This window comes from Rhizobacter sp., assembly GCF_032229685.1.
GTDB lineage: Bacteria > Pseudomonadota > Gammaproteobacteria > Burkholderiales > Burkholderiaceae_C > LMDS01.
The window spans coordinates 82,197-98,734 of the sequence record NZ_JAVTWP010000038.1; the positions used below are offsets into that span (position 1 = coordinate 82,197).

Genomic DNA, 16,538 nt, shown 5'->3' on the forward strand with positions numbered 1-16,538 from the left:
GCCGGGCCGGCGACACCTCGTTCATCTGCATGGCCTTGCGCAGCCCGTCACTGTGTTGTGCTTTCAATGCCTGCGACAACTTGCGCTCCTCGTCCTGGGCTCATGGGCTGAATCGACGGTGATTTTGCACCTGGTGGGCCGCTCGATGGTTTCAGACCGATCAGACGCAATGGGCCGTGATGCTCGTGCTTCCCACGGTGGTTTCGCATCGAGTTTACGGAAGCACCAAATGCTCAGCAAAATGCCGATACACGGTTGAGACTCGCCGCAGGTGGCGCGCCTCGGTATGCGTGAGCAGCCAGAGCTCCGTCCGGCATTCCTCGATCTCCGCGCCGATTTGCAGCAGGTCATTGCGTTGGTGCGCAAGGAAGAGAGGCAGGATGCCGACGCCCATGCCCTGGCCGACCAACTCGGCCACGGTGAGAATGCTGTTCACCCGGTACTTGGGCATCACCTTCGGAAACCGCTTCTTCCGCCAGACCACGCTGGGGTGGTCCGGCAAGGCATCGTCGGGTGCGATCCAGTTCTGCGCTGCCAACACCGAATCGTCAAGGCGTCTCCTTCCGCCTTTGCGTGCGGTGAACAGCGCAACGCGGATCGGGCCGAGGTGCTTGCCGACCAGGTGTGGCGGTGGCCGCTTCGTGGCACGCACGGCGATGTCGGCGTCGCGGCGGGTCAGGCTGGCCAGTTCGTTGCCCGCCACCAACTCGAAACCCAGCAAGGGATGCGCAGCCTGCAATGACTTCAACGCGGGTGCCACCAGACTGTGCAGCACGGTGTCGGTGGTGGTGATCCTGACCGAGCCCGATACCTGTCCCGGGTCGGTCTGTGTCGTCGATCGGGCAGCTTCGAGCTCGGCCTCCATCCGCTCGGCATGGGCGGACAGACCCCGAGCCAGTTCGGTAGCGATGTACCCCGCCCGTGAGCGCTCGAAGAGTTGGAGGCCCAGCCCTTTTTCGACGCGCTGCAAACTCCGGAAGACGGTCGACGCGTCTTGGCCGAGTTGCTTGCCAGCCGCCGCCAATGTGCCGGCACGCACCAGGCTCAGCACCGCAAACAGATCGTTGACTTCGATTTCGTATTGCGATTTTGCAGCCATCGATTTCAAGGATGCCTATTTTCATTGCGGAGGAGAAATCCTATCGTTCCGCTGCCCATCACTCAAGCGGAGATTCCAGATGACATCCAGTCCCGGTCCCGGTCTCAGTCCCCGTCGCAGCGTCGACCTCGGCATCGCGTTGTTGCGTGTCGGCCTGGGCGCGATGTGGATCGCGCACGCGCTGCTCAAGCTGTTCGTGTTCACGCTGCCTGGCACAGCGCAATACTTCATCAGCATTGGCTTTCCGGGCTGGGTTGCCTACCCGCTCTTCGCTGCGGAGCTGCTCGGCGGCCTGGCGATCGTGCTGGGTCTGTACGCCAGGCAGGTGGCCCTGGCCCTTTCGCCGGTGATGGCTGTGGTGATTTCGGTCCATGCCGGCAACGGCTGGGTTCACACGGCGAACGGAGGTGGTTGGGAGTACCCCGCCTTCCTGCTTCTGGTCTCGGTCGCCCTCTGGCTTGCGGGTGATGGGGCGCTGAGCCTGCGTCGCAGCACACGCCTTGTTCCCAGCCTGTGAGGACGGAGCCATGTCTGAACGCCTCACGCTCATCAGCCACAAACTGTGCCCCTACGTGCAACGGGCCGCCATTGTCCTGGCTGAGAAAGGCATCGCCTTCGAACGCATCGACGTCGATCTGTCGAACAAGCCCGACTGGTTTCTTCGCCTCTCACCCTTGGGCAAAACGCCGGTGCTGCTCGTGGGTGGTGAAGCCATCTTCGAATCGGCCGTCATCTGCGAGTACCTGGAAGACACCACCTTGCCGCGGCTGCATCCGGGCAACGCATTGCAGCGAGCCCGCCATCGAGCCTGGATGGAGTTCGGCTCGGCCGTGTTGAACACCATCGCCGGCTTCTACAACGCACCCGACGAGCAGGCCTTGCATGGCAAGGCGGCCGAGTTGCGCAGCCGGTTCGAGCAGATGGAAGCCGCGCTCGGTGACGGCCCGTACTTTGCCGGGGGTGAGTTCTCGGTCGTTGATGCCGTCTTCGGTCCGATCTTTCGCTACTTCGACGCCTTCGACGGTGTCGTCGACTTCGGCATCTTCGAGGCAACGCCGCGGGTCCGCGCCTGGCGTGCGGCGCTGGCTGCGCGCCCGACGGTTCGTGATGCCGTCGATCCGGCCTACCCCCGGCTGTTGCAGCGGTTCCTCGTTGAGCGGGACTCGGCGCTGTCTGCCCGGATGAATGCTTGAACGGACGCGGCGATCTCGAGCCGTTGCTTCATCCGGCGCTCGATGCCCCTGTTCGCAGGCCGAGGTCGTGGGCGCATGGATGAACCACGCTTGGAACGTCGGTAAGCTGTCCGGCGCAAACCTCCAGCCACCGCTCGGTTAACGTAGCGCAGTTCCCGCCAACCTGATCGAGCCCGCCATGTCTCTCATCTACTACCTCACCCACGTCCACATCGATTTCGGCACCCGCTCGCTGCTTGCCTCCGAATGCGAGCGTGTCGGCATCAAGAAGCCGCTGATCGTCACCGACGCCGGCGTGCGTGCCGCCGGTGTCTTGCAGAAGGTGCTCGATGCCTTGCCCGCGTCGTTGCAAGGCCCCATCTACGACCGCACGCCATCGAATCCGACCGAAGCGGCGGTGCGTGAAGCCGCGGCCCTGTTCAACGAGCACGGCTGTGACGGCCTCATCGCGGTGGGCGGTGGCTCGTCGCTCGACTGCGCCAAGGGCGTGGCCATCGCCGCCACGCACCCCGGGCCGCTGGTCGGTTACGCCACCATCGAAGGCGGCAGCGGCAGGATCACCGACGCGGTGGCACCGCTGATCGCGGTGCCCACCACCTCGGGCACGGGCAGCGAGGTGGCGCGCGGCGCCATCGTCATCACCGACGACCACCGCAAGCTCGGCTTCCACTCGTGGCACCTGCTGCCTCGCTCGGCCATCTGCGACCCCGAGCTCACGCTCGGCCTGCCGCCGGGGCTCACGGCCGCCACCGGCATGGACGCGATCGCACACTGCATGGAAACCTTCATGGCCGCGCCCTTCAACCCGCCGGCCGACGGCATCGCGCTCGACGGGCTCGAGCGTGGCTGGGCCCACATCGAACGCGCCACGCGCGACGGGCAAGACCGCGAGGCGCGGCTGAACATGATGAGCACCTCGGTGCAGGGCGCCATGGCGTTCCAGAAGGGCCTGGGCGCGGTGCACTCGCTCTCGCACAGCCTGGGCGGCGCCAACCCGCGTCTGCACCACGGCACGCTCAACGCGATGTTCTTGCCGGCCGTGGTGCGCTTCAATGCCGAAGCCGAAACCGTGATCCGCGACAAGCGCCTCGACCGCATGGCGCGGGCGATGGGGCTGGGCAGCGGTGGCGACATTCCCGAAGCCATCCGCGAGATGAACGCGCGCCTGGGCCTGCCGACCGGCCTGGCGGCCATGGGTGTGGAACACGCCTTGTTCGAGCGCATCGTGAGCGGCGCGCTGGCCGACCACTGCCACAAGACCAACCCGCGCATCGCGTCTGCCGACGACTACCGCGACATGCTCGAAAGCTCGATGTGATCCACGGCGCGCACCGCCTCAGCGGTGCTGCGCCAGCGTCGAGTTCGCGCGCAGCCGCCCGAAGTTGAGCGCCACCGCCAGCACGCCGAACGCGCCCACCGCGATCATCGGGCCGGTCCCGATCCGGTCGGCCAGCGCCCCCGCGACAACCACGCCGGCCGACTGGCCCAGAAAGAAGCACGATGCGAAGGCCGACACCGCCGCACCGCGGCGCTCCGGTGCCATCTGTGTGGCGTTGATCTGCAAGGTGTTGTGCAGCATGTAGAAGCCCAGGCCGGCGAGCAGGCACGACGGAATCGCCCACCACCAGGCGGGCGCCAGCGCCACGCCGAGCAGCGCGGCCGTGAGCACCACGCCGCCACCGCGCACCAGCCCCACTTCACCGAGCCGCGCCACGAACTGTGCCGACGACACGGCGTAGAGCACGCCACCGAAGCCGAACAGCATCACCAGCGAGCCAGCGAGCGAGAGAGACACGCCGAAGTCGTGGTGCAGGTGCGAAGCGATGAACGCGAACGGGCCGTACAGGAAAGCGCCTTCGAGAAACACGGTGGCCAGCACCCTGCGCGCCCAGGGCCGCGCGAGCACGTGGCCGAAATCGTCGACGATGCGGCGCACCGCCGAGCCACTGGCCGGCTGCATCTTGCGGGCGTGTGCGGGCAGCTTGCGGTTCAGCATGAACAGCGCCACGCTCACCGCGGCGAACAACGCGCCGATGGCGAAGTAGGGCAGGCGCCAGTTCAGGTGGTCGGCCGCGAAACCGCCGAGCCACACGCCGGCCGAGAGGCCGAGGATCTGGCCGATCAGAAAGCGGGCGAGCACGGGCTGGCGCTTTTCGTAAGGCACCACGTCGCCGATCCAGGCCATCGCGAGCGGAATGATCGCGGCGGCGGTGGCGCCGGCCAGCGCACGCGCTGTGGTCAGCAGCGGGAAGCCGGGCGCCACGCCGCACAGCACGGCGGTGGCGGCGCAGGCCGCGCAAGCCCAGGCGATCACGCGGTACTTGCCGAAGCGGTCGCCCAGCGGCCCGAACATCAACTGCGACAGGCCATAGGCGATCGCGAAATAACTGATCACCTGCGCGGCCGTGCTCAGCGACACGGCGAACTGCTCGGCCAGGCGCGGCAGCAGCGCGTCGTTCACCCGCAGCGACACGCCGCTGCCGAAGGCGCCTAGCGAAAGGCACAGGATCGCGCCGGCGGGAATGGCCTCAGGCGCGCCCGGGACGGAACTGTCGGCAGGCGAGCTCAAAGCAGGGCTTCACGCACGAAGTCGAGCCGGTCCTGGCCGAAGAACATGGATTCGCCGACGAACATGGTCGGCGCGCCGAACACGCCGCGGGCCACGGCGGCTTCGGTGTTGGCGCGCAGCTTGTCCTTGATCGCGGGCTCGGCCGCCAGCACCTGCACCGCGGCCGGGTCGAAGCCGGCGGCGACCAGCGTCGCCGCCAGCACCGCCGGGTCGTTCAGGTTCTTCTGTTCGACCCAGAGCGCGGTGAACACGGTCTTCAGGTAGGCGTCGAAGCGCTCGGGCGAGTGCAACTGCACACCCACCGCGCCGCGCATCAGCACCAGCGTGTTGATCGGGAAGGCCGGGTTGTGCGCGAAGGGCACGCCGTATCGTTTTGCGAAGCGGGTGATGTCGGCCGTCATGTAGTTGCCCTTCACCGGCACGGCCGCGGGCGAGACGTTGCCGGTCGCCTGGAACACACCGCCCAGCAGCATGGGCGTGCTGACCAGCGTGGCGCCGGTCTCAGCGCAGAGTTTCGGCAATTGCGTCCAGGCCAGGTAGGCGGTCGGGCTGCCCACATCGAAAAGAAACTCAACGGTCTTGGTCATGGTGATCGGCCCGAAGCGAAAGAGGTGCGGATGGTGCAGCATACGGCGTGTTCAACCGCACTGCAGGAACCACGATGACCAGCCCTGTTGATCCCCGACCCCAGGTGGCGCTCATCGTCGGCGCCGGCGACGCGACGGGCGGCGCCATCGCCCGGCGCTTCGCGCGCGAAGGCTTCACCGCGTGCATGACACGCCGCAGCGCCGACAAGCTCGAACCGCTGGTGCAGAGCCTGCGCGCCGAAGGCCTGCGGGCGCACGGTTTCGCGAGCGACGCGCGCAAGGAAGAAGACGTGGTGGCGCTGGTCGAGCGCATCGAGAGCGAAGTCGGGCCGATCGAGGTGTTCGTGTTCAACATCGGCGCCAACGTGCCCTGCAGCATCCTCGAAGAAACGGCGCGCAAGTACTTCAAGATCTGGGAGATGGCCTGCCTCGGCGGTTTTCTGAACGGGCGCGAAGCGGCTCGCCGCATGGTCGCGCGCGGGCGCGGCACGATGATCTTCACCGGGGCCACCGCGTCGCTGCGCGGGTCGAGCGGGTTCGCGGCTTTCGCCGGCGCCAAGCACGCGCTGCGTGCGCTGGCGCAGAGCATGGCGCGCGAGTTGGGGCCGAAGGGCGTGCACGTGGCGCACGTGATCGTCGACGGCGCCATCGACACCGAATTCATCCGCAGCAATTTTCCGCAGCGCTACGCGATGAAGGAGCAGGACGGCATCCTGAACCCCGAGCACATCGCCGACAACTACTGGCACCTGCACACGCAGCCGCGTGATGCCTGGACCTTCGAGCTCGACCTGCGGCCGTGGATGGAGACCTGGTAGCCGGGCTCAGGCGCCGGCGATGCGGCCGTAGAGTTCGCGCACGATGTTGCGCACCTCGGTGAGGCCGTGGGTCGAAGGGATCCACGTGAGCGAGGCCGACTCCACGCTGCGGGCCAGGCCCATCGGCGCAGCGTCGATCTCGATGTCGCTGCCCTTGCCCACGGCTTCTTCGAAAGCGCGCACGGCGCGAGGCATGTGCCAGCCGTGTGTCACGACCACGATGCGCTTGATGCCCAGCGGCTTGAGCAGGGCCACCGTGAAAGCCGCGTTCTCGCGCGTGTCACGCGACTTGTCTTCCAGCCATTTCAGCGGCCGGCCGAATTCTTGCGCGGCGATCTGCGAGGCCACCTGCGCTTCGGTCTTGCCTTCGTCGGGCGAAGCCCAGCCCACACCACCGCTGAAGGCGACCGGGATGCCGGTTTCACGGCCGAGCCAGATGCCGTAACGCAGCCGCTCCACCGAATAGCTGGTCAGGTTGCTCACGCCGTATTCCGGCGCATAGGGTTCCATGCCGCTGCCTAGCACCACGATCGCCGACGGGTTCTTTGTTTCGGCCTTCAGTTCCTTGATGCGGCTCGAGCTCAGTGCGCCCGGCGGGTGCAGCACGAACTGCGACAGGAACTGCGCCGTGCCCGTGGTGCCGCTCAACCACAGCATCGCCACGCTGAAGAGAATGACGAGCCAGCCGAGCCCGCGGCGTGGCAACAGCAGGCGGGCACCGAGCAGCAGCAAGAGCAGGAACGGCACCGGCGGCAGCAGCAGCGCGGTCAGCACCGGCTTCCAGGTTTCGATGCCGAGCATGACAAACAGACCGTTCACGGGTGAGCTCTCGGGGGTGCGATGGGGCGCGATTGTGCCGCAGCCCCTGACCGCGGGCGCGCCACGGGAGGCCGAGCGCGCGCCAAGGCATGATCGAGCGTGACGCCTCACCGGAAAAGCCCCATGAATCCCAAACAGCAGGAACTGCGCGACAAGCTCGTGCGCAACTTCAACAGCGCACAGATGACCCGCGACGAGCGCGCGCCGCTCTACGCCGGTGCGGCCGCGCGGCTGGCGCGGGGCACGGCCGCCACCAAGCTCGGCATCACGATCGACATCGTCGACCCGGGCAAGCGCAGTTGCCCCTACCACTTTCACTACGCGCAGGAAGAGGCCTTCGTGATCCTCGAAGGTGAGGGCACGTTGCGTGTGGCGGGCGAGATGCTGGCGGTCGGTGCCGGCGACACCATCTTCATTCCACCCGGCCCGCAGTACCCGCACCAGTTCATCAACACCTCGGCCGCGCCGCTCAAATACCTGTCGATCAGCACGCGCGAAAGCCCCGAGGTCGTCGAATATCCCGATTCGGGCAAGTACCTCGCCATGGCACAGGGCACGCTCGATGGCGCACCGCAAACCTTCGGCCGCATGCACCGCGAGAAGGACGATCTCGACTACTGGGACGGCGAGCCCTGAGCCGCCCGCCGCGCCACGCTTGTTAGACTCGGCGCATGTTCCTTCGCCAGCCCATGCTTCGCTTCAGGCGCGCACTGATCACCAGTGTGCTGCTCGCGTTCGTGCTGGCGCAGGCGCTGGGCCTGATGCACCGCATCGTGCACGCGCCTCTCGTGGGCCATGGCTTCGCGCAGGCTGCGGCTGAAGCAAAGCAGGCCGAAAAATCGTGGCTGAAAGCGCTGTTCGCGGGCCACGACAGCGAACGCGGCTGTGACCTGTACGACCAGTCGAGCCACGCTGACCTGGCCTGCGGTGATGCGCCGGTGCTTGCGCTGCAAGGGCCCGCCGCCACGGCCGAGCAGGTGCACCCAGGCTGGCAACTCGCCGCCCAGGCCGCGGGCTTCCTCGCCCGCGGGCCGCCCTCGCTGGTCTGACCGACCCGCCGCGCTGACTGCGCGGCCTCGTGTGGCCCGCCCCGCCGCGCACCCGTGTGCGCCGGCGGGCACCGGGCCCGGACCACGGGCTTCGTGCCCAAGCCAGGAATCCTTCATGAACCCGAACTTCGTGTTCCAGCGCTCGGCGCTGGTGATTGCGCTGGGCGCCGCATTCGCGCCCGTTCTTCACGCCCAGACAAACACCCCTGAACCGGCAGCCACTGCCGCGTCGGCACCACCCAAGGTGGCCACGCTCAAGGAGATCGTCGTCACCGGCAACCCGCTGCGTTCCACCGAACTCGCCGCACCGGTCTCGGTGCTCGCCGGCGACGAACTCGTGTTGCGCCGCGCCGGCTCGCTCGGCGAAACGCTGAACGGCCTGCCCGGCGTGTCGTCGAGCTATTTCGGGCCCAACGCCAACCGGCCGGTGATCCGCGGGCTCGACGGCGACCGCGTGCGGGTGCTCAGCAACGCCGGTGCCTCGCTCGACGCCTCGAGCCTGAGCTTCGACCACGCGGTGCCGATCGACCCGCTGGTGGTCGAACGCATCGAGGTGCTGCGCGGGCCTGGCGCCTTGCTGTACGGCGGCAGCGCGGTCGGCGGTGTGGTCAATGCCCTCGACAACCGCATTCCGAAAGAAGGGCTGAAGGGTGTTTCCGGCGCCGCCGAAGTGCGTTTCGGTGGTGCCGAAAGCGAACGTGGTGGCGCGGCGCTGGTCGAAGCCGGCAACAGCCAGTTCGCCCTCCATGCCGACGTGTTCGGGCGCGAAACCTCCGACCTGAAGGTGCCCCGCCACACACCCGTCGAAGACGGCGTGGCGCTCGACGCGACCGACCGGGTGCGCAATTCAGCGGCGCGCACGCATGGTGGTGCGCTCGGCGGTTCGCTGACCTTCGATCGGGGCTACCTCGGCCTCTCCGTCGACACCTACGGCAGCCGCTACGGCGTGGTCGCCGAGCCCGACGTGGTGATCCGAATGAAGCGCGACCATGTCGGCGTGGCCGGTGAACTGCGTGACATCGACGGCCCGATACGGACCCTGCGTGTTCAGCTCAACGACACACGCTACCGGCACGAAGAGGTGGAAGGCACGGGCGAGATCGGCACCACCTTCAAGACCTCGGGCACCGAAGCGCGCGTCGAGATGGAACACGCACCGATCGGCCCGCTGCGTGGCCTGGTCGGCGTGCAGGCCGAGGACTTCGACTTTTCGGCCCTCGGCGCAGAAGCCTTCGTGCCGAGCACCCGCACGCGCCGCCAGGCCTTGTTCGTGACCGAAGAGATGGCCTGGCCACTCGGCACGCTGAGCGCGGGTTTGCGCGTCGAGCGCGCCAAGGTCAGTTCGGAAGGGGATGCCGACCCGGGCACGCCGAAGTTCGGCGCCGCGGCGCAGCGCAACTTTTCTTTGCGCAGCGCTTCGCTGTCGAACGTCTACAAACTCAGCCCCACCTGGAACCTCACCGGCACTCTGAGCGCAAGCGAACGCGCGCCGACCTCGTTCGAGCTGTTCGCCAACGGCCTGCACGCCGCCACCGGCGCGTTCGAGCGCGGCGACCAGGGCTTGCAGACCGAGCGTGGCAACAACGTCGACCTCGCCATCGAGTGGAAGTCGGGCGCCGACCACTGGCGTATGGGGGTGTTCAGCGCGCGCTTTTCGCGCTTCATCGCGCTCGAGGCCACCGGCGCCAATATCGACGTGACCGATGACGCTGGCAACGTCTCGTCGTACCCCGAGTACGCCTTCCGTTCCGTGCCGGCGCGCCTGCGTGGTTTCGAGATCGACGGCAAACACCGCCTGTTCGACGGCGGCTGGACGCTCGACCTCTCTGGAAAGCTCGACCTGACGCGGGCCACCGACAGCAGCACCGGCGAGCCGTTGCCGCGCGTGGCGCCCATGCGCCTGGCGCTCGGGCTGGACGCCGGTTTCGGGCCGTGGTCGGCACGCATCGACCTCGACCACGCGGCGCGCCAGAGCCGGGTGCCGGCCAACGACACGGCCACCGCGTCGTACAGCATCGTCAACCTGTCGCTGACGCGCAAGTTCGAGCTGGCGGGAAACAACGCGCTGTGGTTCCTGAAGCTCGGCAACGTGGGCAACACGCTGGCCTACAACGCTTCGACCATCGACACCGTGCGTGGCCTCGCGCCGCTGCCCGGCCGGGCGCTGAAAACGGGGCTGCGTGTGAGCTTCTGACCAGTGCGGCACAGCGCCGCAGCGGTTGACATTGGCTCACATTGTGGCCAGCGCGCGCCGATACACTCGGCTGCGCGCTGCATGCGCGCGCCCACCCGCAGCGCTCACGGCTTTCATGGATCAACTCTGGCTTTCGGCCCCCGGCCCGGCGATCAAGCTGTGGCCCGAGGTCGGTTCCGCCGGCTGGCGCATGAATGCTGGCGCCTTGCTCTGGTCACGCAGCCGCGGGCTCGACGATGTGGCGCTGCGCGCTTTGGCCGACCAGCTGCTCGCGGCCCAGGTGCCGGCCGTGGCCACCGAAGGGCGCATCGTGTCGCTCGGCCTGGCCTGGAAGTCGGTGCCTCTCGGCGCAGGCTGGCTGGTCTGGCTGGTGCCCGACGACGTTGGCGCCGGCATCGGTGGCGCGGTTTCGAGCACGGCCGCCGACAAGCTCGCACTGGTGCAGGAATTCGGCCGCCTCGGCTTGTTCGAGCGCGACGTGCGCACCGGCGAAGGGCACTGGGACGTGCACATGTTCCGCCTGTTCGGGTTGGAGCCGACCGTCGGCACGCCCGACATGGCCGCCGCGCTGCAGCGTGTTCATCCCGATGACCGCGAGCGTTTCAGGATGGAGCACCAGCGCTTCGTCCTCGAGCCGGGCCGCCACACCATCCGGTTTCGCGTGGTCCTGCCCGATGCGAGCGTGCGTGACCTGCAGTCGATGATCGAAGTGCGGGCCGGCAGCGATGGCCGGGCCGCCATGATGTACGGCGTGATCGTCGATGGCACCGAGGGCGCGGGCCGCGAGCGGGCGCAGGAAGCCATCAGCGCCGAGCTCGGCAAGGCCTTGCGGCTGGCGAAGATCTCGGTCTGGCGGATCGACCTCGCGACCTGGCGCATCCACTTCAACGAAGCCGGTTACGGGCCGGGCGGGCGCGGGCCGCGCATCGACCACAGCTCGGTCGAAGAGAACCTCGCACTGGTGCACCCCGACGACGTTCAAGGCCTGCTGGACGCGTCGACGCGGGCCGAGCGGGGCGACGGCGTGGTCGACGTGGAGGCACGCTACCGGCGCCGCAACGGCGAGTACCGCCACATGCTGACGCGCCGCGTGGCCGAGCACGACGCCAACGGTCGGGTGATCGCGCTCGTGGGCATGTCGATGGACCAGACCGCGCAGATCACCGAGCGCGAGCGCGCCCGTGTGCTGGCGCGGCGCATCGAGCTCGTGGCCAACGCGGCGGGCGTGGGCATCTGGAGCATCAACCCGGTCGACGGCGCCGCCGAGTGGAACGCTCAGATGTTCGTGATCTACGGGCTCGCAGCTGCTCAGGGCGCGCCCTCGTACCAGGCCTGGCTGAGCCAGCTCGTGCACCCTGACGATCGGCACTGGGTGCAGGCGCTGCGCCACCAGGAACCGACCACGGCCGGTGGCGTGTTCGAGATCGAGCTGCGCATCGTGCGCCCCGACGGCTCGGTGCGCTGGGTGGTGAGCCGCTCGCGCAGCGAGTTGCGCGACGGGCAGGCCCGGCACGTGGGCGTGCAGCTCGACATCACCGAATCGGTTCATCAGCGCCAGTTCGCCGAGCAGGCGATCAGCGACAAGCAGGCGGCCGAACGCGCCAGCCAGGCCAAGTCTGAATTCCTCGCGCGCATGAGCCACGAGTTGCGCACGCCGCTGAACGCGGTGCTCGGTTTTGCGCAGCTCATCGAGCACGACGCCGCCCACCCGTTGCCCGCACTGCAGCTGGAGCGCGTCGCGCGCATCCGTTCGGCCGGCGAACACCTGCTCGCCCTGATCGGCGACGTGCTCGACCTGGCCGCGATCGAAGCCGGCACCTTGCCGCTGGTGTTCGAGGCGGTGGCGATCGATGCCGTGCTGGGAGACGTGGCGCAATGGGTCTCGGCGCCCGCCCATGCCATGAAGGTGCGGCTGCATGTGGAGCCGGGTGCCGGCTGGGTGCGGGCCGATGCGCGGCGCTTGCGGCAGATCGTGGCCAACCTCGTGAGCAATGCCGTCAAGTACAACCACGCCGGCGGGCAGGTCTGGCTTTCTGCACAGGCCACGCCCGACGGCGGCTGGAGCATCGGCGTGCGCGACGACGGCCGCGGCCTCACCCCCGAGCAACGCGAGCACCTGTTCGAGTCGTTCAACCGGCTCGGCGCCGACCGCGAAGGGATCGAAGGCACCGGCATCGGCCTGGCGATCGTGCGCCAGCTCACCGACTTCATGGGCGGGCGTGTCACGGTCCAGAGCGAGCCGGGGCGCGGCAGCCGCTTCGACGTGTGGCTGCCTCGTGCCGAGGCGCCTGTTCAACCGCGTGCTGCCGGCGTCACGGGCGACGCCTCCTCGCTGGTGGCGCCGCCACAGCGGGTGCCGCTGCGCCCGCTGTCGGTGCTCTACATCGAAGACAACCCGGTGAACGTGCTGCTGGTCGAAGAGCTCATCGCGATGCGCCCGAACGTGCGCCTGAGCTGCGCCACCGACGGGCTTTCGGGCGTGGCGCGGGCGCTCGAACAAGCCCCCGACGTGCTGCTGATCGACATGCAATTGCCCGACATCGACGGCTTCGAGGTGCTGCGGCGGCTTCAGAGTGCGCCGGCGCTGGCGCACTGCGTGAAGATCGCGCTCTCGGCCAACGGCATGAGCGACGACATCGGTCGTGCGCGCGCCGCCGGCTTCGACGACTACTGGACCAAGCCGATCGACTTCAAGCGCTTTCTGGCCGACCTCGACACGCTGGCCGCTGCCGCGCCGTCGAGCTGAACCGCTTCAGGGCGCCAGGCGTTCGCGCACCCAGGCTTCACCCTCGAGCCGGTAACGCAGCCGGTCGTGCAGGCGCGACTTTCGGCCCTGCCAGAACTGCCAGTGGTCGGGCACCAGCCGGTAACCGCCCCAGTGCGGTGGGCGCGGCGGGTTGAGCATGAACTTGGCGCCGTACTTCGCTGCGTTGCCCACCAGCACGGCGCGCGACGCGATCACTTCGCTCTGCGGCGAAGCCCAGGCGCCGATGCGCGAGTCGAGCGGGCGCGATTGAAAGTAGGCATCGGACTCTTCTGCCGACATTTTCTCGACCCGGCCTTCGATGCGCACCACCCGTTCCAGCTCGACCCAATGGAACTGCAGCGCGGCGAACGGGTTGCCGGCGAGTTCGCGCCCCTTGCGGCTCTCGTAGTTCGTGTACCAGCAGATGCCGCGCGCGTCGAAGCCCTTGATCAGCACCACACGGGTCGACGGGCGGCCGTCGGCACCGACGGTGGCCAGCGTCATCGCGTTCGCTTCCGGCACCTGGGCGTCGAGTGCCTGCTGCAGCCACAAGGCGAACTGGTCGAGTGGCACCGGTGCCGAGGCGCTCTCGTCGAGCTCGGCACGTTCGTAGCTCTTGCGCAGGTGGGCGATGTCGTTCATGGCTCGAGTATAGAAAGCCGCATCCGGCCGGGGCGCTACCTGTGAGACTTGCTTACGTAGTAGGCCTTAGGTGAAGCTCCCACTAGCTCAAAGGCGCGGCGCATCCGATCCTCGCATCGAGACGGCGGCAGGTTCCTGTCGCCGTGACTTGGCCGTGTCGGCGAGGTCGGGCGGTGCATCAATCAAAAGGAGTAACGCCATGGCTTCGCGGCCGGCGGTGATCGTGTTGGCGGCGGGCAAGGGCTCGCGCTTTCTGGGTACCGAGCACAAGCTCGAACAAAGCCTGGGTGCTTCGACCGTGCTCGGCACGACGCTGGGGCATGCCATCGCCAGCCAGCTGCAGGTGGTGGTCGTCACCACCGACGCTCTGGCCGACGTGGCGCGCCGCAGCGTCGCGGCGCGCGACGTGATCGTGCTGCCCGAGGCCGACGCCCCCGGCCAGGCCGGTCTGGGCATGGGCTATTCGATCAGCGCCGGTGTCAACGCACGCCCCGACGCCAGCGGCTGGCTGGTGCTCCCTGGCGACATGCCTCTGGTGCAAGCTTCCACCCTGCAAGCCGTGGCCCGCGAACTCGCGCACCACGCGGTCGCCTATGCGCAGTACAAGGGCCGGCGTGGGCACCCGGTCGGGTTTTCGGCCGAGTTGTATTCCGAGCTCGCCACGCTCAGCGGTGACGAAGGCGCGCGGCGCGTGATCGCGCGTTACCCGGCCCATGGCCTCGAGGTCGACGATGCGGGCGTGCTGCTCGACGTGGACACGCTGGCCGATCTGGTGAGCGTGCGCGGCGCGAGCAGCGCTGGCGCGAGCACCGTGCGTTAGTGCTGCTTCACGCGGCGGGAGCCGCGTCGCCGGGCGCCGTCGCATCCGTGGGCGCTTCGCCGAGGCCGATTTCCACCGTGCAGCCCGCCAGGGCGCCGACCAGACGAAGCCGCCCGCCGTGGGCGCGTGCCACCAAGTCGGCCAGCATCAGGCCCAGACCCATGTGGTCTTCGTAGGCTTGGTCGTCGAGTGCCCTTTGCAGCAGCTCCCGCTGATCCTCGGCCAGCCCGCTGCCGTCGTCGCTCACCACGACCCACACGCCATCGCCGTCGGAGCGCGTGCTCACCGTGGCCATGGTGGCGCCGTGGCGCAGCGAGTTGTCGAGCAGGTTCATCAGCGCGGCCGCGAGCAGGTCGGGGTCGCAATGTGCCTGCGAGGAGTCGCTGGCGCTGATCGACAGCGTCTCGAAGGGCAACATTGCCGCCAGTTCGGCGATGTCGACACGCTGCCACCGCACTTCCGTGCCGGTTCTGAACAGCGTAAGCAGTGCATTGACCACACGCCGAAGGCGATCGGCCGCTTCGCGGGTGCGTTTCAGGTGTGGTTGCGCTTCCGGTGGGGACTTGCGTTGCGCCACTGCCAGCTGGGCTACCATGCCCGCCAGCGGCGTGCGCAAGGCGTGAGCCGCGTGGTCTGAGAAGGCGCGCTCACTGGCCAGCCGCGTGGCCAGCCGTTCGCCCAGATCCTGAATGGCGTCGTGCATCGGCACCAGTTCGGCGCGGGTGGCTTCGGCCAGCACTTGTTCCGGGTGAAGCGGGTCGAAGCGGGCCACCGATGTCGACATGTCGCTGATCGGCACCAGCTCACGCTGCACGCGCGCGCGCAACCACAGGGCGCACAGCAGCCCGACGAGCAGCGCCGCGGCGGCGGTGAGCGCCGCCGCTTCGAGCCGCGCTTCACGCCGCTCGCTGCCACGCTGCGCCACGTAGACGATGCGGCCAGGGGCATCGAACGGAATGCCGTACACGCGCCATTCGTCGCCAACACTCGAGAAGCCGGCCGTGTGCTGAGCTGCCAAGGGTGTGGCGGGTGCGTGGTGCGAACGCAGCAAGACCTGGTTGCCGGGCCCGACGATCTGCCACACCGTTCGTTCGTCATGCGTGGGCGCGGGCATCGAACCGCCGCCCTGCATCGGCAACTGTGCCTGGTTGAACAAGAGCAGGCCGTAGAGGATCTCGGCCGACTCCTGCAAGGTGTTGTCCAGCAGCTCGTCGACTTCATGGCGCACGGCGAGCCACACCACGGCCGAAACGGCAAAGCCCCAGACCAGTGATACCAGCACCAGCGTGCGCGAGAGCCTCTCGCGGATCGACGGCAGACGAGTCATGCCGAGATTCTGTAGCCGAGCCCGCGAACCGTTTCGACCAGTTCGCGTCCGAGTTTGCGGCGGATGCTGGAGATGTGCACCTCGAGCGAGTTGCTCGAGACTTCGCTCTCCAGCCCGAGCACCAGGGCGTCGAGGTCGCTCTTCGACACAATCCGGCCGGCCCGCAGCGCCAGCGCCTCCAGAAGAGCCCATTCGCGTGCCGTGAGGTTGGCGCGAACGCCGCTGGCGAAGGCGATCTTGCCGGTCAGGTCGAGCTCGACCGACCCGAACTTCAGGCGCGGGCTGGCGGCACCCGAAGCGCGGCGCCGGATGGCCCGAATGCGCGCCGACAGCTCCTCGGGGTCGAAGGGCTTGACGAGGTAGTCGTCGGCCCCCGTGTCCAGGCCGTGGATGCGGTCGCTGAGCAGGTCGCGTGCGGTCAGGATCAGCACAGGGGTCGAATCGCCGTTGCGCCGGATAGAGCGCACCCAGTCGAGCCCGGAACCGTCGGGCAATTGCCAGTCGACGAGCAGCGCGTCGTAGGTCTCCTCGCGCAGCGCGATGACTTCGCTCAGGCGTTTGCACCAGTCCACCACATGCCCGTCGGTCTGCAGAAAGTCGCGCAGGCCTTCGCCGAGGATGGTGTCGTCTTCAAGAAGCAGCAGTCGCATTCGGTCCCTTTCCTTCGGAGCGAAG

The 16,538-nt window shown here is 68.2% G+C and carries 16 protein-coding genes; 9 read left to right on the forward strand and 7 right to left on the reverse strand.

The annotated features are described in order from the left end of the window. Positions 1-214: 214 nt before the first annotated feature. Positions 215-1,099, reverse strand: a complete 885-nt coding sequence (locus AC30PD_RS16520; RefSeq protein ID WP_489536759.1) for a LysR family transcriptional regulator — start codon at positions 1,097-1,099, stop codon at positions 215-217. Between the two features lie 79 nt (positions 1,100-1,178). On the opposite strand from AC30PD_RS16520, the gene AC30PD_RS16525 reads away from it, so the two are divergent. The 3 genes from AC30PD_RS16525 (at position 1,179) to AC30PD_RS16535 (ending at position 3,610) form a co-directional block, all read left to right on the forward strand. Further along, on the forward strand, positions 1,179-1,616 hold the full coding sequence (locus tag AC30PD_RS16525; RefSeq protein WP_489536863.1) for a DoxX family protein: 438 nt from the start codon (positions 1,179-1,181) through the stop codon (positions 1,614-1,616). Between the two features lie 10 nt (positions 1,617-1,626). Next, complete coding sequence (locus AC30PD_RS16530) at positions 1,627-2,292, forward strand: glutathione S-transferase family protein (RefSeq protein WP_489536760.1); 666 nt, start codon at positions 1,627-1,629, stop codon at positions 2,290-2,292. A 178-nt stretch (positions 2,293-2,470) separates the two neighbouring features. Continuing rightward, entirely contained in the window at positions 2,471-3,610 is a 1,140-nt protein-coding gene (locus AC30PD_RS16535; protein WP_489536761.1) for an iron-containing alcohol dehydrogenase, read from the forward strand. 18 nt (positions 3,611-3,628) lie between these two features. On the opposite strand, the gene AC30PD_RS16540 is transcribed toward AC30PD_RS16535, so the two are convergent. Together AC30PD_RS16540 and AC30PD_RS16545 are read right to left on the reverse strand one after the other, a co-directional pair. Then, positions 3,629-4,861, reverse strand: a complete 1,233-nt coding sequence (locus AC30PD_RS16540; protein WP_489536762.1) for an MFS transporter — start codon at positions 4,859-4,861, stop codon at positions 3,629-3,631. Next, positions 4,858-5,448 carry a 2-hydroxychromene-2-carboxylate isomerase gene (locus AC30PD_RS16545; RefSeq protein ID WP_489536763.1) on the reverse strand — a complete coding sequence of 197 codons (591 nt, stop codon included), beginning with the start codon at positions 5,446-5,448 and terminating at the stop codon, positions 4,858-4,860. Before AC30PD_RS16545 ends, AC30PD_RS16540 begins: the two co-directional genes overlap by 4 nt. 74 nt (positions 5,449-5,522) lie before the next feature. Between AC30PD_RS16545 and AC30PD_RS16550 the strand changes: the two genes are divergently transcribed. Continuing rightward, entirely contained in the window at positions 5,523-6,266 is a 744-nt protein-coding gene (locus tag AC30PD_RS16550; protein WP_489536764.1) for an SDR family oxidoreductase, read from the forward strand. 6 nt (positions 6,267-6,272) lie between these two features. On the opposite strand, the gene AC30PD_RS16555 is transcribed toward AC30PD_RS16550, so the two are convergent. Then, positions 6,273-7,085 carry a YdcF family protein gene (locus AC30PD_RS16555; protein WP_489536765.1) on the reverse strand — a complete coding sequence of 271 codons (813 nt, stop codon included), beginning with the start codon at positions 7,083-7,085 and terminating at the stop codon, positions 6,273-6,275. A 123-nt stretch (positions 7,086-7,208) separates the two neighbouring features. Between AC30PD_RS16555 and AC30PD_RS16560 the strand changes: the two genes are divergently transcribed. The 4 genes from AC30PD_RS16560 (at position 7,209) to AC30PD_RS16575 (ending at position 13,074) form a co-directional block, all read left to right on the forward strand. Then, a complete protein-coding gene (locus AC30PD_RS16560; protein WP_489536766.1) occupies positions 7,209-7,721 on the forward strand; it encodes a cupin domain-containing protein in 513 nt (170 codons plus the stop codon). Between the two features lie 35 nt (positions 7,722-7,756). Further along, positions 7,757-8,134, forward strand: coding sequence for a hypothetical protein (locus AC30PD_RS16565; protein WP_489536767.1), 378 nt, complete (start codon positions 7,757-7,759; stop codon positions 8,132-8,134). Between the two features lie 115 nt (positions 8,135-8,249). After that, positions 8,250-10,328: a TonB-dependent receptor gene (locus AC30PD_RS16570; RefSeq protein WP_489536768.1), complete on the forward strand. Its 2,079-nt coding sequence runs from the start codon at positions 8,250-8,252 to the stop codon at positions 10,326-10,328. Positions 10,329-10,443: 115 nt separating this feature from the next. Continuing rightward, positions 10,444-13,074 carry a hybrid sensor histidine kinase/response regulator gene (locus tag AC30PD_RS16575; RefSeq protein ID WP_489536769.1) on the forward strand — a complete coding sequence of 877 codons (2,631 nt, stop codon included), beginning with the start codon at positions 10,444-10,446 and terminating at the stop codon, positions 13,072-13,074. Between the two features lie 6 nt (positions 13,075-13,080). On the opposite strand, the gene pdxH is transcribed toward AC30PD_RS16575, so the two are convergent. Beyond that, on the reverse strand, positions 13,081-13,716 hold the full coding sequence (gene pdxH, locus AC30PD_RS16580; protein WP_489536770.1) for a pyridoxamine 5'-phosphate oxidase: 636 nt from the start codon (positions 13,714-13,716) through the stop codon (positions 13,081-13,083). Between the two features lie 199 nt (positions 13,717-13,915). Here pdxH and AC30PD_RS16585 point away from each other — a divergent pair, with 199 nt between their 5' ends. Next, positions 13,916-14,536: a nucleotidyltransferase family protein gene (locus AC30PD_RS16585; RefSeq protein WP_489536771.1), complete on the forward strand. Its 621-nt coding sequence runs from the start codon at positions 13,916-13,918 to the stop codon at positions 14,534-14,536. A 7-nt stretch (positions 14,537-14,543) separates the two neighbouring features. On the opposite strand, the gene AC30PD_RS16590 is transcribed toward AC30PD_RS16585, so the two are convergent. Together AC30PD_RS16590 and AC30PD_RS16595 are read right to left on the reverse strand one after the other, a co-directional pair. Continuing rightward, on the reverse strand, positions 14,544-15,863 hold the full coding sequence (locus AC30PD_RS16590) for a sensor histidine kinase (protein WP_489536772.1): 1,320 nt from the start codon (positions 15,861-15,863) through the stop codon (positions 14,544-14,546). Continuing rightward, positions 15,860-16,513 (reverse strand): response regulator transcription factor, encoded by a 654-nt coding sequence (locus AC30PD_RS16595; RefSeq protein ID WP_489536773.1) that lies wholly within the window; start codon positions 16,511-16,513, stop codon positions 15,860-15,862. The genes AC30PD_RS16590 and AC30PD_RS16595 overlap by 4 nt, the downstream gene beginning before the upstream one ends. Positions 16,514-16,538 lie beyond the last annotated feature (25 nt).